The organism is Proteus genomosp. 4 str. ATCC 51469 (assembly GCF_003144375.1).
Taxonomy (GTDB): Bacteria; Pseudomonadota; Gammaproteobacteria; order Enterobacterales; family Enterobacteriaceae; genus Proteus.
Genome location: NZ_PENV01000006.1, coordinates 61,433 through 78,609, shown reverse-complemented (window position 1 = coordinate 78,609; position 17,177 = coordinate 61,433). Strand labels below are relative to the sequence as shown.

General features: G+C 39.9%; 17 protein-coding genes. 6 read left to right on the top strand and 11 right to left on the bottom strand.

What is annotated here, in order from left to right:
- Window positions 1–16 precede the first annotated feature (16 nt).
- Window positions 17–307 carry a GIY-YIG nuclease family protein gene (locus tag DK866_RS08300; protein ID WP_109408513.1) on the top strand — a complete coding sequence of 97 codons (291 nt, stop codon included), beginning with the start codon at window positions 17–19 and terminating at the stop codon, window positions 305–307.
- A 15-nt stretch (window positions 308–322) separates the two neighbouring features.
- Here the strand turns inward: DK866_RS08300 and DK866_RS08295 are convergent, their stop codons facing one another.
- Both DK866_RS08295 and ubiT read right to left on the bottom strand, forming a co-directional pair.
- Window positions 323–829 carry a GNAT family N-acetyltransferase gene (locus DK866_RS08295; RefSeq protein WP_109408512.1) on the bottom strand — a complete coding sequence of 169 codons (507 nt, stop codon included), beginning with the start codon at window positions 827–829 and terminating at the stop codon, window positions 323–325.
- On the bottom strand, window positions 823–1,356 hold the full coding sequence (gene ubiT / locus DK866_RS08290; protein ID WP_109408511.1) for a ubiquinone anaerobic biosynthesis accessory factor UbiT: 534 nt from the start codon (window positions 1,354–1,356) through the stop codon (window positions 823–825). The genes DK866_RS08295 and ubiT overlap by 7 nt, the downstream gene beginning before the upstream one ends.
- Window positions 1,357–1,572: 216 nt before the next feature.
- Between ubiT and ubiU the strand changes: the two genes are divergently transcribed.
- Together ubiU and DK866_RS08280 are read left to right on the top strand one after the other, a co-directional pair.
- On the top strand, window positions 1,573–2,568 hold the full coding sequence (ubiU, locus tag DK866_RS08285) for a ubiquinone anaerobic biosynthesis protein UbiU (RefSeq protein ID WP_109408510.1): 996 nt from the start codon (window positions 1,573–1,575) through the stop codon (window positions 2,566–2,568).
- A gap of 13 nt (window positions 2,569–2,581) precedes the next feature.
- A complete protein-coding gene (locus DK866_RS08280; protein ID WP_109408509.1) occupies window positions 2,582–3,460 on the top strand; it encodes a U32 family peptidase in 879 nt (292 codons plus the stop codon).
- A 182-nt stretch (window positions 3,461–3,642) separates the two neighbouring features.
- On the opposite strand, the gene DK866_RS08275 is transcribed toward DK866_RS08280, so the two are convergent.
- Genes DK866_RS08275 through DK866_RS08265 form a run of 3 tightly spaced genes read right to left on the bottom strand, consistent with a single transcriptional unit; the run spans window position 3,643 to window position 6,932 of the window.
- Entirely contained in the window at window positions 3,643–4,806 is a 1,164-nt protein-coding gene (locus DK866_RS08275; protein ID WP_109408508.1) for an ABC transporter permease, read from the bottom strand.
- Window positions 4,806–5,951, bottom strand: a complete 1,146-nt coding sequence (locus DK866_RS08270; protein ID WP_036939313.1) for an ABC transporter permease — start codon at window positions 5,949–5,951, stop codon at window positions 4,806–4,808. The genes DK866_RS08275 and DK866_RS08270 overlap by 1 nt, the downstream gene beginning before the upstream one ends.
- Before the next feature lie 9 nt (window positions 5,952–5,960).
- Window positions 5,961–6,932, bottom strand: coding sequence for an HlyD family secretion protein (locus DK866_RS08265; RefSeq protein ID WP_109408507.1), 972 nt, complete (start codon window positions 6,930–6,932; stop codon window positions 5,961–5,963).
- A gap of 234 nt (window positions 6,933–7,166) precedes the next feature.
- Here DK866_RS08265 and DK866_RS08260 point away from each other — a divergent pair, with 234 nt between their 5' ends.
- From DK866_RS08260 to DK866_RS19810, 3 genes are read left to right on the top strand one after another with little or no spacing between them, the layout of a single operon-like run.
- Window positions 7,167–8,870 carry a sensor histidine kinase gene (locus DK866_RS08260; RefSeq protein WP_109408506.1) on the top strand — a complete coding sequence of 568 codons (1,704 nt, stop codon included), beginning with the start codon at window positions 7,167–7,169 and terminating at the stop codon, window positions 8,868–8,870.
- 2 nt (window positions 8,871–8,872) lie between these two features.
- Window positions 8,873–9,589, top strand: coding sequence for a two-component system response regulator BtsR (btsR, locus tag DK866_RS08255; protein WP_109408505.1), 717 nt, complete (start codon window positions 8,873–8,875; stop codon window positions 9,587–9,589).
- 24 nt (window positions 9,590–9,613) lie between these two features.
- Window positions 9,614–9,787 carry a hypothetical protein gene (locus DK866_RS19810; RefSeq protein ID WP_162556992.1) on the top strand — a complete coding sequence of 58 codons (174 nt, stop codon included), beginning with the start codon at window positions 9,614–9,616 and terminating at the stop codon, window positions 9,785–9,787.
- A gap of 207 nt (window positions 9,788–9,994) precedes the next feature.
- Here DK866_RS19810 and DK866_RS08250 read toward each other — a convergent pair whose 3' ends face one another.
- From DK866_RS08250 to rbfA, 6 genes are all read right to left on the bottom strand, one after another.
- Entirely contained in the window at window positions 9,995–11,866 is a 1,872-nt protein-coding gene (locus DK866_RS08250) for a DEAD/DEAH family ATP-dependent RNA helicase (protein ID WP_109408504.1), read from the bottom strand.
- A gap of 171 nt (window positions 11,867–12,037) precedes the next feature.
- Entirely contained in the window at window positions 12,038–12,925 is an 888-nt protein-coding gene (nlpI, locus tag DK866_RS08245) for a lipoprotein NlpI (RefSeq protein ID WP_109394665.1), read from the bottom strand.
- Between the two features lie 112 nt (window positions 12,926–13,037).
- A complete protein-coding gene (gene pnp, locus DK866_RS08240) occupies window positions 13,038–15,167 on the bottom strand; it encodes a polyribonucleotide nucleotidyltransferase (protein ID WP_109408503.1) in 2,130 nt (709 codons plus the stop codon).
- Window positions 15,168–15,420: 253 nt separating this feature from the next.
- A complete protein-coding gene (gene rpsO, locus DK866_RS08235) occupies window positions 15,421–15,690 on the bottom strand; it encodes a 30S ribosomal protein S15 (protein WP_072064551.1) in 270 nt (89 codons plus the stop codon).
- Between the two features lie 124 nt (window positions 15,691–15,814).
- Complete coding sequence (gene truB / locus DK866_RS08230) at window positions 15,815–16,768, bottom strand: tRNA pseudouridine(55) synthase TruB (RefSeq protein ID WP_109408502.1); 954 nt, start codon at window positions 16,766–16,768, stop codon at window positions 15,815–15,817.
- Window positions 16,768–17,169, bottom strand: a complete 402-nt coding sequence (gene rbfA, locus DK866_RS08225; RefSeq protein WP_109408501.1) for a 30S ribosome-binding factor RbfA — start codon at window positions 17,167–17,169, stop codon at window positions 16,768–16,770. The genes truB and rbfA overlap by 1 nt, the downstream gene beginning before the upstream one ends.
- Window positions 17,170–17,177: the final 8 nt, after the last annotated feature.

The following is a 17,177-nucleotide window of genomic DNA, read 5'->3' as shown; positions in this document are numbered from 1 at the left end:
CGAAAAGGAAAAAATGATGGCTGACACAATGTGGTCACTCTATATTGTTAGAAATCGTCTTGGCTCTCTTTATACTGGGATCACAACAAATGTTGAGCGTCGTTTTCAACAACATCAGAATGGAACTGGTGCTAAGGCACTGAAAGGTAAAGGCCCTTTATTACTTGAGTTTCATTGTCAGGTTGGCGATAGACAGCGTGCTTCTCAACTTGAATACCAATTAAAACAATTGAAAAAGACGCAAAAAGAAAAGCTGATCACAGACCAGCCTTCAGACATTGCACTATATTTAATACAAGATAAATAAAATGAGTTAAACGGATCAGCTAAACTGGTCAAACAATGGTGAGTAGTTGACTAAACCGTGGATCTCTTCAACATTGCCATTATCTAACGCATAAAGTTGAAATGCGTCTTCTGTATCAGGCCATTTGCAATGTAAACCTTGAGATTTAGCAGGAATAAAACCCGATACTTGATAGTATTTGGGATCTCCCAATACTACGACTGCACCATACCCAAATTCATTTAGGCTATCTAGCCCTTCATTAATCAGCTGGCGTCCAATACCTTGGTTTTGGAACTCTGGTGCAACAGCAAGCGGCGCAAGACCAACCCACTGACAATCTATTCCATCAACATCAACTGGTGTAAAACCGATATAGCCAACTAATTGGCCTTCATCGCTAATAGCCACCATACCTAATGTTAATAGACCTTCTTCACGTAAATGTCCGACTAAATCAGCTTCAGAGTTTGTCGGAAACACTTGGCGTAAAAGGCTATCAATAGCAGGAATATCAACAGGAATTTCAACACGTATTAGCATGAAGTTGAGCTCAGTTCATGGCTGTGTATTTTGTCTTCAGTATCTTCTTGAAGTCCACTTTTTACAAATTCAGCCAGTTGTAATAAACCAAAACGCAACACAGATGGCATTGAGTCTAATTCAATTGCATCCATCAGGTTCTTAACATATAACCCGAGTTCTGTATCACCCTCAATTTGTAGACGGCGTTGGAAAAATAAGGTGTCAGGATCTTCTTTGCGAGCTGCAATTAAAATAAGATCATTAGCATTACCACTAAAGCTGACATCTTCTTTTTCTAAGCGACTAACCACTAATTTATCATCACGAACACTGATAAACCACTGTAAATGTAAGTCTCTTATCTCAACTTTTAGCCATTTATCTTCTAAAAAGTGTAAATCACCTTCCGCAAGGGATTCACGAAACTGCCAACTTAAAAACTGTTCTAAAATATCGCGTTGCAAAGCAAATGGGGTAACTTGTAAAGGGTAGCGTAAAAAACGAGGCCCCTCTTTTACCAAATGGGTACGAATTTTGTTAAACACGTTCGGACTCCTATAAATAAATTTAGGGGCTATTGTGCCAGAAATGAACAGATATTCTGCGATCCTATATCAATATTCTGTTAATCCATTGTTCACTTTTTGAGTTCTTTGATTTTACTTAAGTAAAAAACAAACTTCTCTGCCTTAAATCAAAACCTTTTTTTATCTTACTCATTACAATTTCCGATCATTCTTAATTTCTAAAGGGAAGTGAAGATGGAATTGCTGTGCCCTGCGGGTAATTTACCTGCCTTAAAAGCAGCCATAGATAATGGTGCGGACGCCGTTTATATCGGCTTAAAAGATGATACGAATGCAAGACATTTTGCAGGTTTGAATTTCACAGAAAAGAAGTTACAAGAAGCGGTTAATTATGTTCACCGCCACCAGCGAAAATTGCATATTGCAATAAACACCTTTGCTCACCCTGATGGGTTTGAACGCTGGCAAAAAGCGGTTGATATGGCAGCATCTTTAGGTGCTGATGCGCTGATTTTGGCAGATATCGCCATGTTAGAGTACGCCGCAGAGCGTTATCCTAATATTGAGCGCCATGTTTCAGTGCAAGCCTCTGCAACCAATACACAAGCGATTGAATTTTATCAGCGTAACTTCGACGTGGCTCGTATCGTTCTTCCTCGAGTTCTATCTATTCATCAAGTAAAACAGTTAGCACAAACTAGCCCAGTACCTTTAGAAGTTTTTGCCTTTGGTAGCTTATGCATTATGGCTGAAGGTCGATGCTATCTTTCTTCCTATTTAACCGGTGAATCACCCAATACCGTAGGTGCTTGCTCTCCTGCACGTTTTGTACGTTGGCAACAAACACCACAAGGAATGGAATCTCGCCTTAATGATGTCCTGATAGATCGCTATGCGCCTGATGAAAATGCGGGCTACCCAACACTGTGTAAGGGGCGCTATTTTGTTGATGACCATTGTTATCACGCATTAGAGGAGCCAACTAGCTTAAATACCCTTTCCCTATTACCTGAATTAATGGCAATGAATATTGCCTCTGTCAAAATTGAAGGTCGCCAGCGTAGCCCTGCTTATGTCACTGAAGTTGCAAGAGTTTGGAGAACAGCAATTGATCAATGTAAAAAAGATCCCCAAGGTTTTAGCACTGATCCTCGCTGGATGAATGCATTAGGAAAAATTTCAGAAGGAACACAAACAACATTGGGTGCTTATCACCGTAAATGGCAATAATAAGGATAAGAAAATGAAATATGCATTAGGTTCTGTACTTTATTATTGGCAAAAAGAAGCACTTGAAGCGTTCTATGAAAAAACAAAACAATGTGATGCTGATATTATCTATTTAGGCGAAACAGTTTGCAGTAAACGCCGAGAAACTAAACCTCAAGATTGGATTAATCTTGCCAAAGAAGTTGCTAAAAGTGGTAAACAAGTGGTTCTTTCTACCTTAGCGTTATTACAAGCACCTTCTGAATTGAAAGAAATTACTAAGCTGGTTGATAACGGTGAATTTTTAGTTGAAGCGCATGATTTTGGCGTCATCAATATGCTTTATGAGCGTAATCTTCCTTTTATTGCGGGTCACGGACTAAATTGCTACAACGCTTATGCGTTACGTTTATTGCATAAACAAGGAATGATACGTTGGTGTATGCCTGTAGAACTTTCTCGCGAATGGCTAAGTAACCTTCTAAACCAATGTGAAACATTGGGTATTCGGAATAAATTTGAAGTCGAAGTTTTGGCTTATGGGCATCTTCCTTTAGCTTATTCAGCGCGTTGTTTTACTGCCCGTTCTGAAAATCGCTCTAAAGATGATTGTGAAACTTGTTGCCAAAAATACCCTCAAGGCCGTGAAGTATTATCTCAAGAAAATCAGCAAGTATTTGTGCTCAATGGTATTCAAACACAAAGTGGCTATTGTTATAACTTGGGTAACGATCAAGCATCAATGGCAGGTTTAGTGGATATTATCCGTTTATCTCCTGAATCTGACGCTATTTTTGATACCTTGCAACAATTTCGCCAAAATGAACAAGGCCAACAACCACTAGCGACAGTTCATCATCATGACTGTAATGGCTATTGGCGTAAGTTAGCTGGATTGGCGTTGGTAGAGTAAGAATTCAATGATAAATCCACTTCATATCTATTTTGTGAAATGGATAAAAGGAATTTATTACCCGTTACACTATTGAAGTTAGTAGAGAGTTCACCTCTTCTAAAATGAAGATATTTAATTGCTTATAACAATTTCTCTTTTGTTGATAATTTAGCAATAAATAAAAAGCCCTTAAGGGCTTTTTATTTTGACTCACCACGATGATGTAACCAATGTTTAAATTGGTGCGTAATATGTCTTAACTCACCATTACGTAACATCCCCACCAGTACACCTAATACAGTATAAATCACACCTAAAACCAACATCATCACGATATCACCCAATATACTTTGGAATGACAATCCCATTTGATTTATGCCTGCCATAGCGTTTACAGCCCATGTAGAAGGTAATGCTGATGAAATGGCAAATACCCAATCAGGCATTGCTTGTAGTGGCCAGATCGTGCCAGAAATATAGAACACAGGTGTTGTTACAAATGCTAGTGTCAGATAAATCATCTCAACACTACGCAAGCATTCTGTAATTAACTTCCCTAACCCTAAAACTGCTAATAAGAATGGAAATGTCAGCATCCAGACTTGATAAAGTGGCGCCTCTTGGCGATAGCCTAATACCCAAGGCCATAATGCAAAGAATACAGCTGACAAAAATAACCAAATCGGAATAAGTGCAGATAAAGCCCCTAAATAAACAGCTAGCGGTGGTTTTCCTTTCGGCGTACTTCTCACAGCAATACTGACACGGACACAAGCAATTAAGAGCGAGTGCTGTAACAACATCACTAATAACCCAGGAAAAATAATCGCTGCGAAACTTACACCAGGGTTATACATCGCAATGGTTTCACCTTGAATGGGCTTTAACAGAATTTTCGATTGCTCACCACTAAAGCCGGCATTTTGTAAAATACGACTATTGTAAGAATCTAATAACTGTTGATAAGCCAACATCAATTCTTGCTGAATTTGTCCACTGGCAAGGCGGTTTGTAGCATCACCAAAGACCGGAACAGTGACATCTTTACCATTGAGTAATTTCTTCTCAAAATCAGTTGGCACAATAATGATGGCAAAAAGCTCTCGCATAATCATATCGTGACGAGCTTCATCTAAATTATCGTAGTTCTTAATGCTTAATTTGGGTGTCGAGTTTAATGCACGAATAAGTGAATAACTTGCAGGACTGTGATCTTGATTGATAACAGCGACAGGTAGATCCCATAAAACAGGTTTGGCATAAACCAAACTCATCACACACAGAGAAACAATTAACAACATCCACATCGGTTTTTCTAACATGCCCAGTAGAACGCGTTTAAAAGTTTGGAAATACATCTGCATCATGCAACACCTACCTGTAATTCCAATCGTTTAAAAATACGTTTACGAACTAAGAAGGCGATAGCAAAAGGATAAATCAGCAAGAGTGAACAAACATACAAAATACCTTGTAGTGATACCTCTCTTAAGAAGATATCAAACATCGCATTTAAAGCGTGTGTTAACGGTTCTAGATTCGAGATAATTTGTGCAGGTAATATCATTGAAAGTTCAGGTACAGCCATTCCTGAAAATGCCAATGCAATACTCACCAACATCCCTATCATACTGTACGCAGTGATCGCACTATTGGTAAACGCAAAAAGCAGTAACCCCACACTTTGAGCCGCAATAATATAAAAGAATCCGACCAACACCATATATAGCGGGTTACCGTTTACCTTTGCCCCGGAAAAATGCACTAATGCTGCTAATTCAACAATTAATAAGGTCAAGAAAAACAGTGTGTAAGGTGTGAGCTTACCAATAAGTGCAAATGTGAAGGGCTTAATGTTCAATAGCATATTACCGCGTGACAACGAATAAATCGTACAGGTCACAACAAATAATTGAAGCATATGGATGGTAGCTGCAAATTGCTGATAATAAATATAACTACCACTGGCATTAAACAAACTGTCATAAGAGAGCGTTACTTTTGCTAATGGTGGAACAGGTTTATTCATTTCTTGTGCCAATACCGTACGATATTGCGCATTAAGCTCTGCAATTAATCCACTAAAGTCCTGTATTGCGTAGCTCCCAGCAGCATAATATAACCCGTTGTAATACATACGTGTGGTGGGTTGCTTTCCAGCTAATACGTTGCTTTCAAAATGGCGGGGTATTGTGAGTATTGCGTAATCTTTTGCGCTACCGAGTCGTTCCATTGCTGTACGAGGGTTGCCATCTAATGTATTTAATTGTGCGTGGGAACCTGCATTTAAGTCTCTGATCAGTGTTCTCGATAATGGGCTATTATCATTATTGATCACTGAGACGGGTAAATTCAGCAATGTACCTTCAGAAAAGTTAGCACTAATTAACGTGAATAACATCAATGGGAACAGCCAGCTTAGCCAGTGAAAAACGGGGCTACGAACTGCCATATGAGTTTCTCGTGAAAATGCGCTACTAAAGCCACGCCAAGCTGCTTTTACTCTCATTATTCGCCCTTATTTATCCCAGCGCCATAACGCACTCATACCAGGACGTAGTCCCTCAATCGGTGTCACAGGATACAGTCGAATTTCAAACGTTTTTAAATCGAAATCACCAGTTGCTCTTGTCGCTCTTTTTGTTGCGTAATCACCCATCGGAGCGATATAACGAATTTCCGCTTCGACTTCTTTGTTGCCCAGTGCAGGAACCATGATAGTAATGCGATCACCTTTGCGAATATCCGCTAAAATATCTTCACGCAGGTTATAAACAAAATAAGCGTCAGGAATACGAATCAGTGTCGCAAGTGGGCTATTAGCATTAAAAAGCTCACCTATTTCTGCCGGAATTGGCCCAACTTCACCATCAACGGGGGCTTTCACTTGTAAATCGTCTTGTTGGATCTTCAGCTCGATAAGTTGTTGTTCTGCTTGTTGTACCGCAGCCATGTATTTATGACGTAATTCAATGCGATCGCCATTTTTAGCTTCATCTAATTCTGCTTGGGCAGCTCTTACTCGTTGTGATGCAACATCACGGCTACGGCGTGCATTATCCAGTTCAGTTGCTGAGACATAACCTTGATTAGCCACAGCGCTAATACGCTGATAATCTCGTGTCGCATTACTGGCTTCTACTTTGGCTTGAGATAACACCGCTTCTAAATTACGAATGCTCTCTTCTCTTGTGCCATGTAGTGACAAATCTAATTGAGCTTGTGCTTGTGCTTTGGCAGCTTCGAGTGCCGCAACTTGTGCGTTAAGTTCGGGGCTTTCTAATGTGATCATTAATTGCCCGGCTTTGACATCATCACCTCGCTCTATATGGCGCTCAATTACACGACCTTTAGCTTTTGAGGCAACAATCACTTCTGGTGCATCAACTTCCCCTTGCAGTAATAAATATTGATTATGCGCGCGGAAAAGTATGGCTAATGCAATTAGTATTAGCATTAATAAAATAAGATAAATGGCTCTTTTTTTCATATAACGATTAGACCTTAATAGTGAAGTAGAACACTCACTGACAGAGTTATATTACACAATAACTCAGAATTTCTTTAAGAATTTTGTGCGCCAGATCACTGACGCAAAGGAATATTTTCTTTGAAAGCGCGATTAAGTTACTCTTATATCAAACTTTATCGCCTAATTAATAGCCTCGTTTTATCTGAACTTTTTATATTAATCAGATAAAAAAGAGAACGGTACTCAACACCTATGTATGAATTTGATCTTATTTTGCTGTTATTACAGCAAATGTGCGTTTATTTAATTATTGCTTGGTTTTTAAGCAAAACACCACTATTTACGCCACTTTTACAGGTCACGATAAAACTCCCTCATAAGTTGATGTGCTATGTCATTTTCTCTATTTTTTGCATTATGGGCACCTATTTTGGGTTACATATTAATGACTCTATTGCTAACACGCGCGCGATTGGATCTGTCTTAGGAGGATTACTCGGCGGCCCATATGTCGGCTTTCTTGTTGGCTTTACCGGGGGATTACATCGTTATTCTCTCGGAGGCATGACTGCACTAAGTTGTATGGTTTCAACTATCGCAGAGGGATTAATTGGTGGATTAGTTCACCGCTATTATGTCAAACGTGGCCAAATGCATCGGATATTTAATCCATGGACTGCGGCTGCAGTAACCTTCTTTGCCGAAATAATACAGATGAGTATTATTTTATTATTAGCACGACCGTTTAATGAAGCTCTTGCCTTAGTTAAGGATATTGCAGCGCCTATGATTGTTGCAAACACTATTGGTGCGGCAATGTTTATTAGAATATTACAAGATAGACGGGCAATATTTGAAAAATACACCAGCGCTTTCTCAGCACAAGCCTTAAAAATTGCCGTTTGTACCGAAGGTATTTTGCGTAAAGGATTTAATCAAGACAATAGCACTCGAGTTGCAAAAGTCATTTATCAAGAATTAAGAGTCAGTGCTGTTGCTATTACTGACAGAGAAAAACTACTCGCCTTTATTGGTATTGGTGCCGATCACCATTTACCTGGTACGCCTATTTCATCAGAACAATCGAAACAGGCAATTAATAATAATGAAGTTGTTTATGCTGACGGTAATGAAACACCGTACCGTTGCACACTTTCTCCTCATTGTAAGCTAGGATCAACCTTAGTTATTCCGCTAAGAGGTGAAAATAATCAAGTCATTGGGACAATAAAACTTTATGAAGCTAAAAATCGCCTGTTTAGTTCAATTAACCGTACTTTAGGAGAAGGTATAGCCAGTTTATTATCTGCACAAATTCTGGCAGGGCAATATGAGCGAAATAAGCAATCACTTTTAGAATCAGAGATTAAACTTCTACATGCACAAGTAAATCCACATTTTCTTTTTAATGCGTTAAATACACTACAAGCCGTTATTCGCCGTGATAGTGAACAAGCAAAACAATTAGTCCAATTTCTTTCAGCGTTCTTTCGTAAGAATTTAAAAAGACCTGAAGCAGTTGTGACATTAAGTGATGAAATTGAACATGTAAATGCTTATCTGCAAATTGAAAAAGCCCGTTTCCAAGATCGTTTACAAATTGATATTCATATTCCAGAAACGTTAACCAATGCTCGTTTACCTGCTTTTTCGCTTCAGCCGATGGTCGAAAATGCAATTAAACATGGAACATCACAGTTATTAGACACTGGAAAGATTACAATTAGGGCGCACCAAGAGCACCATCTGATCATTATTGAAATCTGTGATAATGCGGGGCTTTATCGACCTCAATCTCCTTCCCATGAATTAGGATTAGGCATGAGGCTGGTGGATAAGCGATTAAAATTACGCTATGGCGAGCTTTATGGTGTTTTAGTCGAATGCCAAGCTGATGAATATACAAAGGTGAAAATTTGCTTACCTCTAGAAAAAAGCATGGATAACGTTACATAACAATGAATATATTAATCGTTGATGATGAGCCACTGGCTCGTGAGAATTTACGTTGTTTACTTGAAGTTGAAAAGGATATTCATATTGTTGGTGAATGCAGTAATGCTATTGAAGCCATAGGTGAAATACATCGTAAAAAACCTGATGTTGTTTTCCTTGATATTCAAATGCCTCGCATTACTGGACTTGAAATGGTCACAATGCTTGATCCTGAACATCGCCCTTATATTGTTTTTTTAACTGCATTTGAAGAATATGCGATCCAAGCCTTTGAAGAACATGCTTTTGATTATTTACTCAAACCTTTAGAGCAAGAGCGTCTCACAAAAACATTAAACCGTTTACGCCAAGGTAATAAGCAAAATATTGATTTATTAACTCCTCCAGAAGAACGCTTAAAATGCATTCCATGTACTGGGCATAGCCGTATTTGGTTAATGCCAATTGATGAAGCCATATTTGCTACATCAAGACTTAGTGGTGTTTATGTCACGAATAATCAAGGCCAAGAAGGTTTTACTGAATTAACACTACGTACATTAGAAACACGCACACAATTAGTTCGTTGCCATCGCCAATATTTAGTGAATATGGATTATGTTAATGAGATTATTTTTGGTGATAATGGGCAAGCTGAACTGATCTTACACAATAACAGCCAAATTCCTGTTAGCCGTCGATATCTAAAACCGTTAAAAGAAGCAATTGGCTTAATCTAATTATTTATATAAGGAAAAAATAGGATGGAACCTATTTATATTAAGGTTTATAAAAACCGTATTGAAATTCGTGATACTCACACCCAAAAAGATGTGGCTGTAGAGCGTGATTTCTCTCATAGTCGAATGTTAATTGGGGATTTCTATCCTGCTATTGAAGCCATTCATCAAGTACTCTGCCATCAATATAAAAATTAAAGTCAGCACAAGTATCATTATTTTGTTGGATACAACGTAATTCTAGCCAATTACTTTTCATAAATATGTCTATTTTTTATATTGATAAAAATTCGATGTAATAAATTTTATATCATTTAAATAAGCATAAAAAAACCAGCCAATATTCATTGACTGGTTTCGATTTTTTATCATCAGCTCAATTAACATTGAGTTGATTATAGGCTCTTATTGATTATGAGAGCTACTACGACGACGTGGAGTACCTTCGTTGTTACGACTACGGAAGTTACCGCGTTCGCCACCACGTTCGCCACCACGGTCGTTATTACCACGACGTTGTGGTTGATCACCATTGTTAAAACGACGACCACCTTGTGGTTGTCCATCACGGCGGCTGTTATTACGACGTTCACGGAAAGGTTGAGATTGAGCATCTCCCACTAATTGCATATTTAGTGGTTTGTTCATGATACGTGTACGTGTAAAGTGACCTAATAAGTCAGTTGGCATACCTTTTGGTAACTCGATAGTTGAGTGAGAACCATACAGTTTGATATTACCAATGTAACGGCTGCTGATATCGCCTTCGTTAGCAATTGCGCCCACGATATGACGAACTTCAACACCATCATCACGACCTACTTCAATACGGTATAAATCCATTTCACCAGCATCACGACGTTCACGGCGAGGAGCACGTTCACGATCGTTATCACCGCGACGACGATCATCACGATCGTTAAATTCACGACGAGGGCGACGAACTGGATCTGGTGGCAGGATAAGCGCACGCTCACCTTGAGCCATTTTCAGTAATACCGCAGCCAGTGTTTCCATATCTAACGCTTCTTCACCTTGTGGAGCTAATTTAGGTAACAGAGCGCGATATTGGTCAAGGTTGCTTGTTTCTAATTGCTGAGCGATTTGCTGTGCAAATTTTTCCTGACGACGTTGGCTGATAAGTTCTGCATTTGGCAGTTCTACTTCAGGAATAGTCATCTTCATTGTACGTTCGATATTACGCAGCAAACGGCGTTCACGGTTATCAACGAATAAAATTGCGCGACCAGCACGGCCAGCACGGCCAGTACGACCAATACGGTGAACATAAGATTCTGAATCCATTGGGATATCATAGTTCACAACAAGGCTGATACGGTCAACATCAAGACCACGAGCTGCAACATCAGTCGCGATTAAAATGTCTAAACGACCATTTTTCAAACGCTCTAATGTTTGCTCACGCAGTGATTGGTTCATGTCACCATTCAATGCTGCACTGTTATAACCATTACGTTCTAATGCTTCAGCAACTTCTAATGTTGCATTTTTAGTACGCACGAAAATAATCGCCGCATCAAAATCTTCCGCTTCTAAGAAACGAATTAATGCTTCATTTTTACGCGCACCAAATGTCATCCAGTAACTTTGGCTGATGTCTGGGCGAGTTGTTACGCTGCTTTGAATGCGAACTTCTTTAGGATCATTCATGAAGCGACGTGTAATACGACGAATAGCTTCTGGCATTGTTGCAGAGAACAGCGCAGTTTGGTGTTCAGCTGGGATCTTACTTAAGATATTTTCAACATCTTCAATAAAGCCCATACGTAACATTTCATCAGCTTCATCTAAAACTAAGCCTTTCAGTTTAGATAAATCTAATGTGCCACGGTTTAAATGGTCTAATAAACGACCAGGTGTGCCTACAACCACTTGTGGCCCTTGGCGTAATGCACGTAATTGGACGTCATAACGCTGACCACCATACAGTGCAACTACATTTACTTTTGGTAAATGCTTAGAGAAATCTTCGATGGCTTCAGCAACCTGAACAGCGAGTTCGCGAGTTGGTGCTAAAACTAAAATTTGTGGTGCTTTTAATGATTCATCAAGATTGTGTAATAACGGCAGGCTAAATGCAGCGGTTTTACCACTACCAGTCTGTGCCATACCTAAAACATCATTGCCGTTTAAAAGGAAAGGAATACATTGTTGCTGAATTGGAGAAGGCTTCTCGTAGCCTAAGTCATTCAGTGCAGTCAAAATAGGTGCTGATAAACCTAGATCAGCAAAAGTCATATCGGTTTCAGTAGTCATGTCACTGTGCCTCATTCATTATGGCAGCCAGTTGACATAACATACCGCATGGTTTGTCGGTCTTTATCATCTAAAATGTGAACTGGCTCAAATTATATTATTAAACGAACAAACAAGCCCTCATCCTATGCAGATGATGGCTTTCAAACTGATCAGAGAAATGTTCGTCAGCTATTGCTGGTCCGATTCCGCTAGGTCTTCTTGTTGGCCTAACAGTGCTAATTCCAACAATGCGTAGCGGTGCTCAACAAAGTTATGTGCGTTGTTGGCAACCGTCAGCTTGAATAACGCTTCTGCGCTATCCATGTCCCCCAGACTTAGGTAATACTTACCTAAATAGAAGTTAGTTTCACTAAGATGCTCAGCGAGCGAAGTGTTATCGGTTGAGGCTTCACGTAGTTTTGACATTAATGCTTTTTCATTAATGTTACCTAAATAAAACTCAACTATATTCCATCCCCATTGCCCCGTTTTATCCGCCTGCTGGTATCGCTGTTTTAACTGTTGTTTAGCTAAATCAGTGTTTATCTCTTTTTCGACAAGATATAACCAAAGCGAACGAATGGGGTCATTTGGATCGACCTGATAAAACGCCTGCAGATCATCCTGCGCCAATTTCAATCGGCCACCGTAGTATAAAGCGATACCACGATTAAAACGCGCATTATTGTAAGTTGGATCAAGCTCTAAAACAGAATCAAACGCTTCATAAGCAGCATCATAGTTCGCTGCTTGCGTAAAATAGATACCTAGAAAATTAAAAATTTCCAGCATATCTGGTCTTATTGATAGCGCCATTGAAAAATCATTACGCGCTAAAGCTCGTAAACCGAGACTATCATACAGCACACCACGCTCATATAAAAGCTGTGCGTATTCATCTTCGGTTAATGAGCGACTCGCAAGAATTTGTTCTATACGAGCCAATATCACTTCTTGTTGTAAAGAAGGTTGTAATGGAGTGGCGAAAATCGCATTCTGACGCCATTCTGGACTAGTGCTGCATCCGGAAATAAAGATGAAAACAGCAATAGAACAACCGCGCAGAAATGTTTTCATTTCTCACTCCCAAAGTCAGACCTTTCAACAAAAAGCGTTCTGGACGTCCTACTTGTCAATCATAATAAGTCTCTACCGATACCTATGTCTAGATATCGGTAGTAGAATATCATTAATTCGCAGAATCTTCAGAAGAAGTTTCTGTTGCTTCCTGCTGATTAGCTTGAGCTTCTTTCATGCTTAAGCGAATACGGCCTTGACGGTCAATTTCCAGCACTTTAACTGGAACTTCTTGACCCATTTCCAAGTAATCACTCACTTTCTCAACGCGTTTATCTGCGATTTGAGAAATATGAACCAGACCTTCTTTACCGCCACCGATAGCAACAAACGCACCGAAATCTACGATACGAGTTACTTTACCGTTGTAGATACGGCCCACTTCAACTTCAGCTGTGATTTCTTCGATACGAGCAATTGCCATTTTAGCTTGCTCATTGCTTGTTGCAGCAATCTTCACAGTACCATCATCTTCGATTTCGATAGTTGTGCCCGTTTCTTCCGTTAATGCACGGATAACTGAACCACCTTTACCGATAACATCTTTGATTTTGTCTGAATTAATTTTGATAGTATGAATACGTGGTGCGAATTCAGAAATATCAGCACGAGGTTGGCTAATTGCATCTTCCATAACACCTAAAATATGCAGGCGTGCGCTTTTCGCTTGGTTTAACGCAACTTGCATGATTTCACGTGTGATACCTTCGATTTTGATATCCATTTGTAATGCGCTGACACCGTTACGGCTACCCGCAACTTTAAAGTCCATATCGCCTAAATGGTCTTCATCACCCAGAATATCTGAAAGAACAACAAAGTTGTCGCCTTCTTTTACCAGACCCATTGCAATACCAGCAACAGATTCTTTAATTGGTACACCTGCATCCATCAGTGCTAAAGAAGCACCACATACAGACGCCATTGAAGAAGAACCATTTGATTCAGTGATTTCAGAAACCACGCGAACAGTATATGGGAATTCTTCAATAGTCGGCATTACCGCTAACACACCACGTTTTGCTAAACGGCCATGGCCAATTTCACGACGTTTTGGTGAGCCCATCATACCTGTTTCACCAACAGAATATGGAGGGAAGTTATAATGCAGTAAGAAGGTATCAGTGTGCTCACCCATGATATCATCAATAGTTTGAGCATCACGCGCAGTACCTAATGTCGCAGTCACTAAAGCCTGTGTTTCACCACGTGTAAACAGTGCTGAACCGTGAGTACGTGGTAATAAACCTGTGCGGATATCTAATGCACGTACCATGTCTTTTTCACGACCATCGATACGAGGTTCGCCTGCTAATACACGAGCACGAACAATGTTTTTCTCTAAGCTAGAGAATAGATCGTTGATTTCACCTTCATCTAAGGTTTCGTCTTCAGCTAATAACGTTGCAACAACTTCATCGCGAATTGCTTCGATTTGTTCATAACGTTCTTGTTTTTCAGTGATACGGTATGCATCACCGATGCGTGCTTGCGCTAATTCTGCAATGCGATCATGTAAAGTTTGGTTAACGGCTTCTGGTGCCCAATCCCATTTTTCTTTACCGACTTCAGCAACTAATGCATTGATATTTTCAATCACAATTTGTTGTTGATCATGACCAAATACCACTGCACCTAACATTTCTTCTTCTGATAATAAATCAGCTTCTGATTCTACCATCAGCACAGCGCCTGCAGTACCTGCAACCACTAAGTCTAATTTACTTACTTTCAGCTCATCAACAGTTGGGTTCAGAACATATTGACCATCGATGAAACCAACACGAGCACCACCGATAGGACCATTAAATGGAACACCTGATAGAGCTAATACAGCAGAAGCACCAATCATTGCAACGATATCTGGGTTAACTTGTGGGTTAACAGAAACAACAGTAGCAACGATTTGGATTTCGTTTAAGAAACCTTCTGGGAATAATGGGCGTAATGGGCGGTCAATTAAACGTGCAATTAACGTTTCGCCTTCACCTGGACGACCTTCGCGACGGAAGAAGCTACCTGGGATACGACCAGCAGCGTATGAACGCTCTTGGTAGTTCACTGTTAATGGGAAGAAATCTTGACCAGCTTTAACTTTTTTCTTTGCAACAACGGTAACAAAAACAGCGGTGCCGTCCATGTCAACCATAACAGCAGCTGTTGCTTGACGAGCCATCATACCTGTTTCGATTGAAACCGTATGTTGACCGTATTGAAATTTACGAACTGTAGGATTCAGCAAAATAATATCCTTTATCTTATTGTCGCCAGATGTTTAGCGACGATGAATGATCTTTTCTCCGCTACGTCCCCTCGCGACTAATGAAAATATTGACCACTTATTAGCAATAAATACTTTCATTAGCCGCGCGAATTGTCGTAACTAGAGAGACTAAATAACAATCACCACATTAAAACATAACGACTAATATTAAAAATAGCACTTTCTAGTAGAAAAGGGGCCAACAGGCCCCTTTCCACTGAAACTCACTTGATTAGCGACGCAGACCTAAACGTTCAATCAGTGCAGAGTAACGAGCAACATCTTTACGTTTCAGGTAGTCCAGCAGATTACGACGGCTGGAAACTTTACGCAGCAGACCACGACGGCTGTGGTGATCTTTTTTGTGCTCTGAAAAGTGACCTTGCAGGTGGTTGATTTCTGCAGTCAGCAGTGCAATCTGAACTTCGCTTGAGCCAGTATCGTTAGCATCACGACCAAATTCAGCAACGATTTTTGCTTTCGCTTCAGTACTTAGAGACATAATAAACTCCAATTAAATTAAAATTTTTAGGATAGCCAATCTCTAATTCAGCTATCCAACTCAGCCACCTAAACAGATAGCCGCATTATTCTACGCTTCAAACACTTTTAGCGCAAGATTGCTATTAAGTGTTATCTTTTGCGTTATAGTCTACAACGACTCTTTTCGGAGCAACTAGGCCATCTTTAATGATAGCAAGACCAATGAATTTTTTTTCATCACCTTCAGTTACTCTCACCCATTCGCCTTCATTGATATCATGATTAACACGAACAGGCTGTCCTAGCTTGAGATAACCCGCAATGATCGTGGTTAAATTCACAACAGGAAAATGGGCCACAGCGGTATCCATAGGCAATAACAGTGCATCAAGTGCCGCGAAAGGATCTTCTTGTGCAGTTTGTGCATTTTCTATCATCGCTCTTAATTGCTCTAACGTTACCATTCGCTCTTTAGGATAATCTGCAACTTCTAATCGGCGTAAGAAAATAACGTGGGCACCACATTGTAATTTCTCACCAAGATCATCAATGATAGTGCGAATATACGTTCCTTTAGAGCAGTGAATTTCTAGTTCTAATTCGTCGCCTTCCCAGCGAATAAACTGAAGTTCATAAACAGTAATCGGTCTTGCTTCTCGCTCAACTTCTATGCCTTGTCTTGCATATTCATAAAGCGGTTTACCTTGATGCTTTAAAGCCGAGTACATTGAAGGAACTTGCAATGTTTCACCACGAAAGCTCTCTAAGGCATCGTCTAAAGCTTGCTGCGTAAATTGCACTGGGCGTTCTTGGATAACTTCACCATGTGCATCAGAAGTATCTGTTCGTTGGCCTAAGCGGGCAATAACACGATAACGCTTATCCGAATCCAATAGAAACTGTGAAAACTTCGTCGCTTCACCTAAACAAATAGGTAGCATACCTGTTGCTAAAGGGTCCAATGCCCCCGTATGCCCTGCCTTACTGGCATTAAACATACGGCGGACTTTTTGGAGTGCGTCATTAGAGGAAATATCTTGGGGTTTATCGAGTAGCAATACGCCGTTAATCTCACGCCCCTTACGACGACTCCCCATTATTCTTCCTCTTTATGACGACGCTCTTCGTCGTTTTTAACGACATTAGAAACTAAATTAGACATGCGCATACCTTCAACTAATGAGTTGTCATAAGCAAATGTCAGTTCTGGTACAATACGTAAACGCATTGCTTTACCTAATAATGAACGAATAAAACCCGCCGCTTCATTCAAGGCAGTTAAGCCATCTTCAACCATCTCTTCTTCGCTTTTTTCACCACCAGATAAGTTTAAAAAGGTGACGAACACTTTGGCGTAAGCCAAATCGCGAGAAATTTCAACGCCAGATACAGTGGCCATTCCAATACGTGGATCTTTTACTTCACGTTGTAGAATGATGGCGATTTCTTTTTGCATTTCCTGAGAAACACGCTGACTACGGCTAAAATCTCTTGCCATTTTATCTC

Coding starts and splice junctions, on each gene's coding strand:
- DK866_RS08300 (WP_109408513.1), top strand. CDS start 17: ATGGCTGACACAATGTGGTCACTCTATATTGTTAGAAATCGTCTTGGC.
- DK866_RS08295 (WP_109408512.1), bottom strand. CDS start 829: ATGCTAATACGTGTTGAAATTCCTGTTGATATTCCTGCTATTGATAGC.
- ubiU (WP_109408510.1), top strand. CDS start 1,573: ATGGAATTGCTGTGCCCTGCGGGTAATTTACCTGCCTTAAAAGCAGCC.
- DK866_RS08280 (WP_109408509.1), top strand. CDS start 2,582: ATGAAATATGCATTAGGTTCTGTACTTTATTATTGGCAAAAAGAAGCA.
- DK866_RS08275 (WP_109408508.1), bottom strand. CDS start 4,806: ATGCAGATGTATTTCCAAACTTTTAAACGCGTTCTACTGGGCATGTTA.
- DK866_RS08270 (WP_036939313.1), bottom strand. CDS start 5,951: ATGAGAGTAAAAGCAGCTTGGCGTGGCTTTAGTAGCGCATTTTCACGA.
- DK866_RS08265 (WP_109408507.1), bottom strand. CDS start 6,932: ATGAAAAAAAGAGCCATTTATCTTATTTTATTAATGCTAATACTAATT.
- DK866_RS08260 (WP_109408506.1), top strand. CDS start 7,167: ATGTATGAATTTGATCTTATTTTGCTGTTATTACAGCAAATGTGCGTT.
- btsR (WP_109408505.1), top strand. CDS start 8,873: ATGAATATATTAATCGTTGATGATGAGCCACTGGCTCGTGAGAATTTA.
- DK866_RS19810 (WP_162556992.1), top strand. CDS start 9,614: ATGGAACCTATTTATATTAAGGTTTATAAAAACCGTATTGAAATTCGT.
- DK866_RS08250 (WP_109408504.1), bottom strand. CDS start 11,866: ATGACTACTGAAACCGATATGACTTTTGCTGATCTAGGTTTATCAGCA.
- nlpI (WP_109394665.1), bottom strand. CDS start 12,925: ATGAAAACATTTCTGCGCGGTTGTTCTATTGCTGTTTTCATCTTTATT.
- rpsO (WP_072064551.1), bottom strand. CDS start 15,690: ATGTCTCTAAGTACTGAAGCGAAAGCAAAAATCGTTGCTGAATTTGGT.
- truB (WP_109408502.1), bottom strand. CDS start 16,768: ATGGGGAGTCGTCGTAAGGGGCGTGAGATTAACGGCGTATTGCTACTC.
- rbfA (WP_109408501.1), bottom strand. CDS start 17,169: ATGGCAAGAGATTTTAGCCGTAGTCAGCGTGTTTCTCAGGAAATGCAA.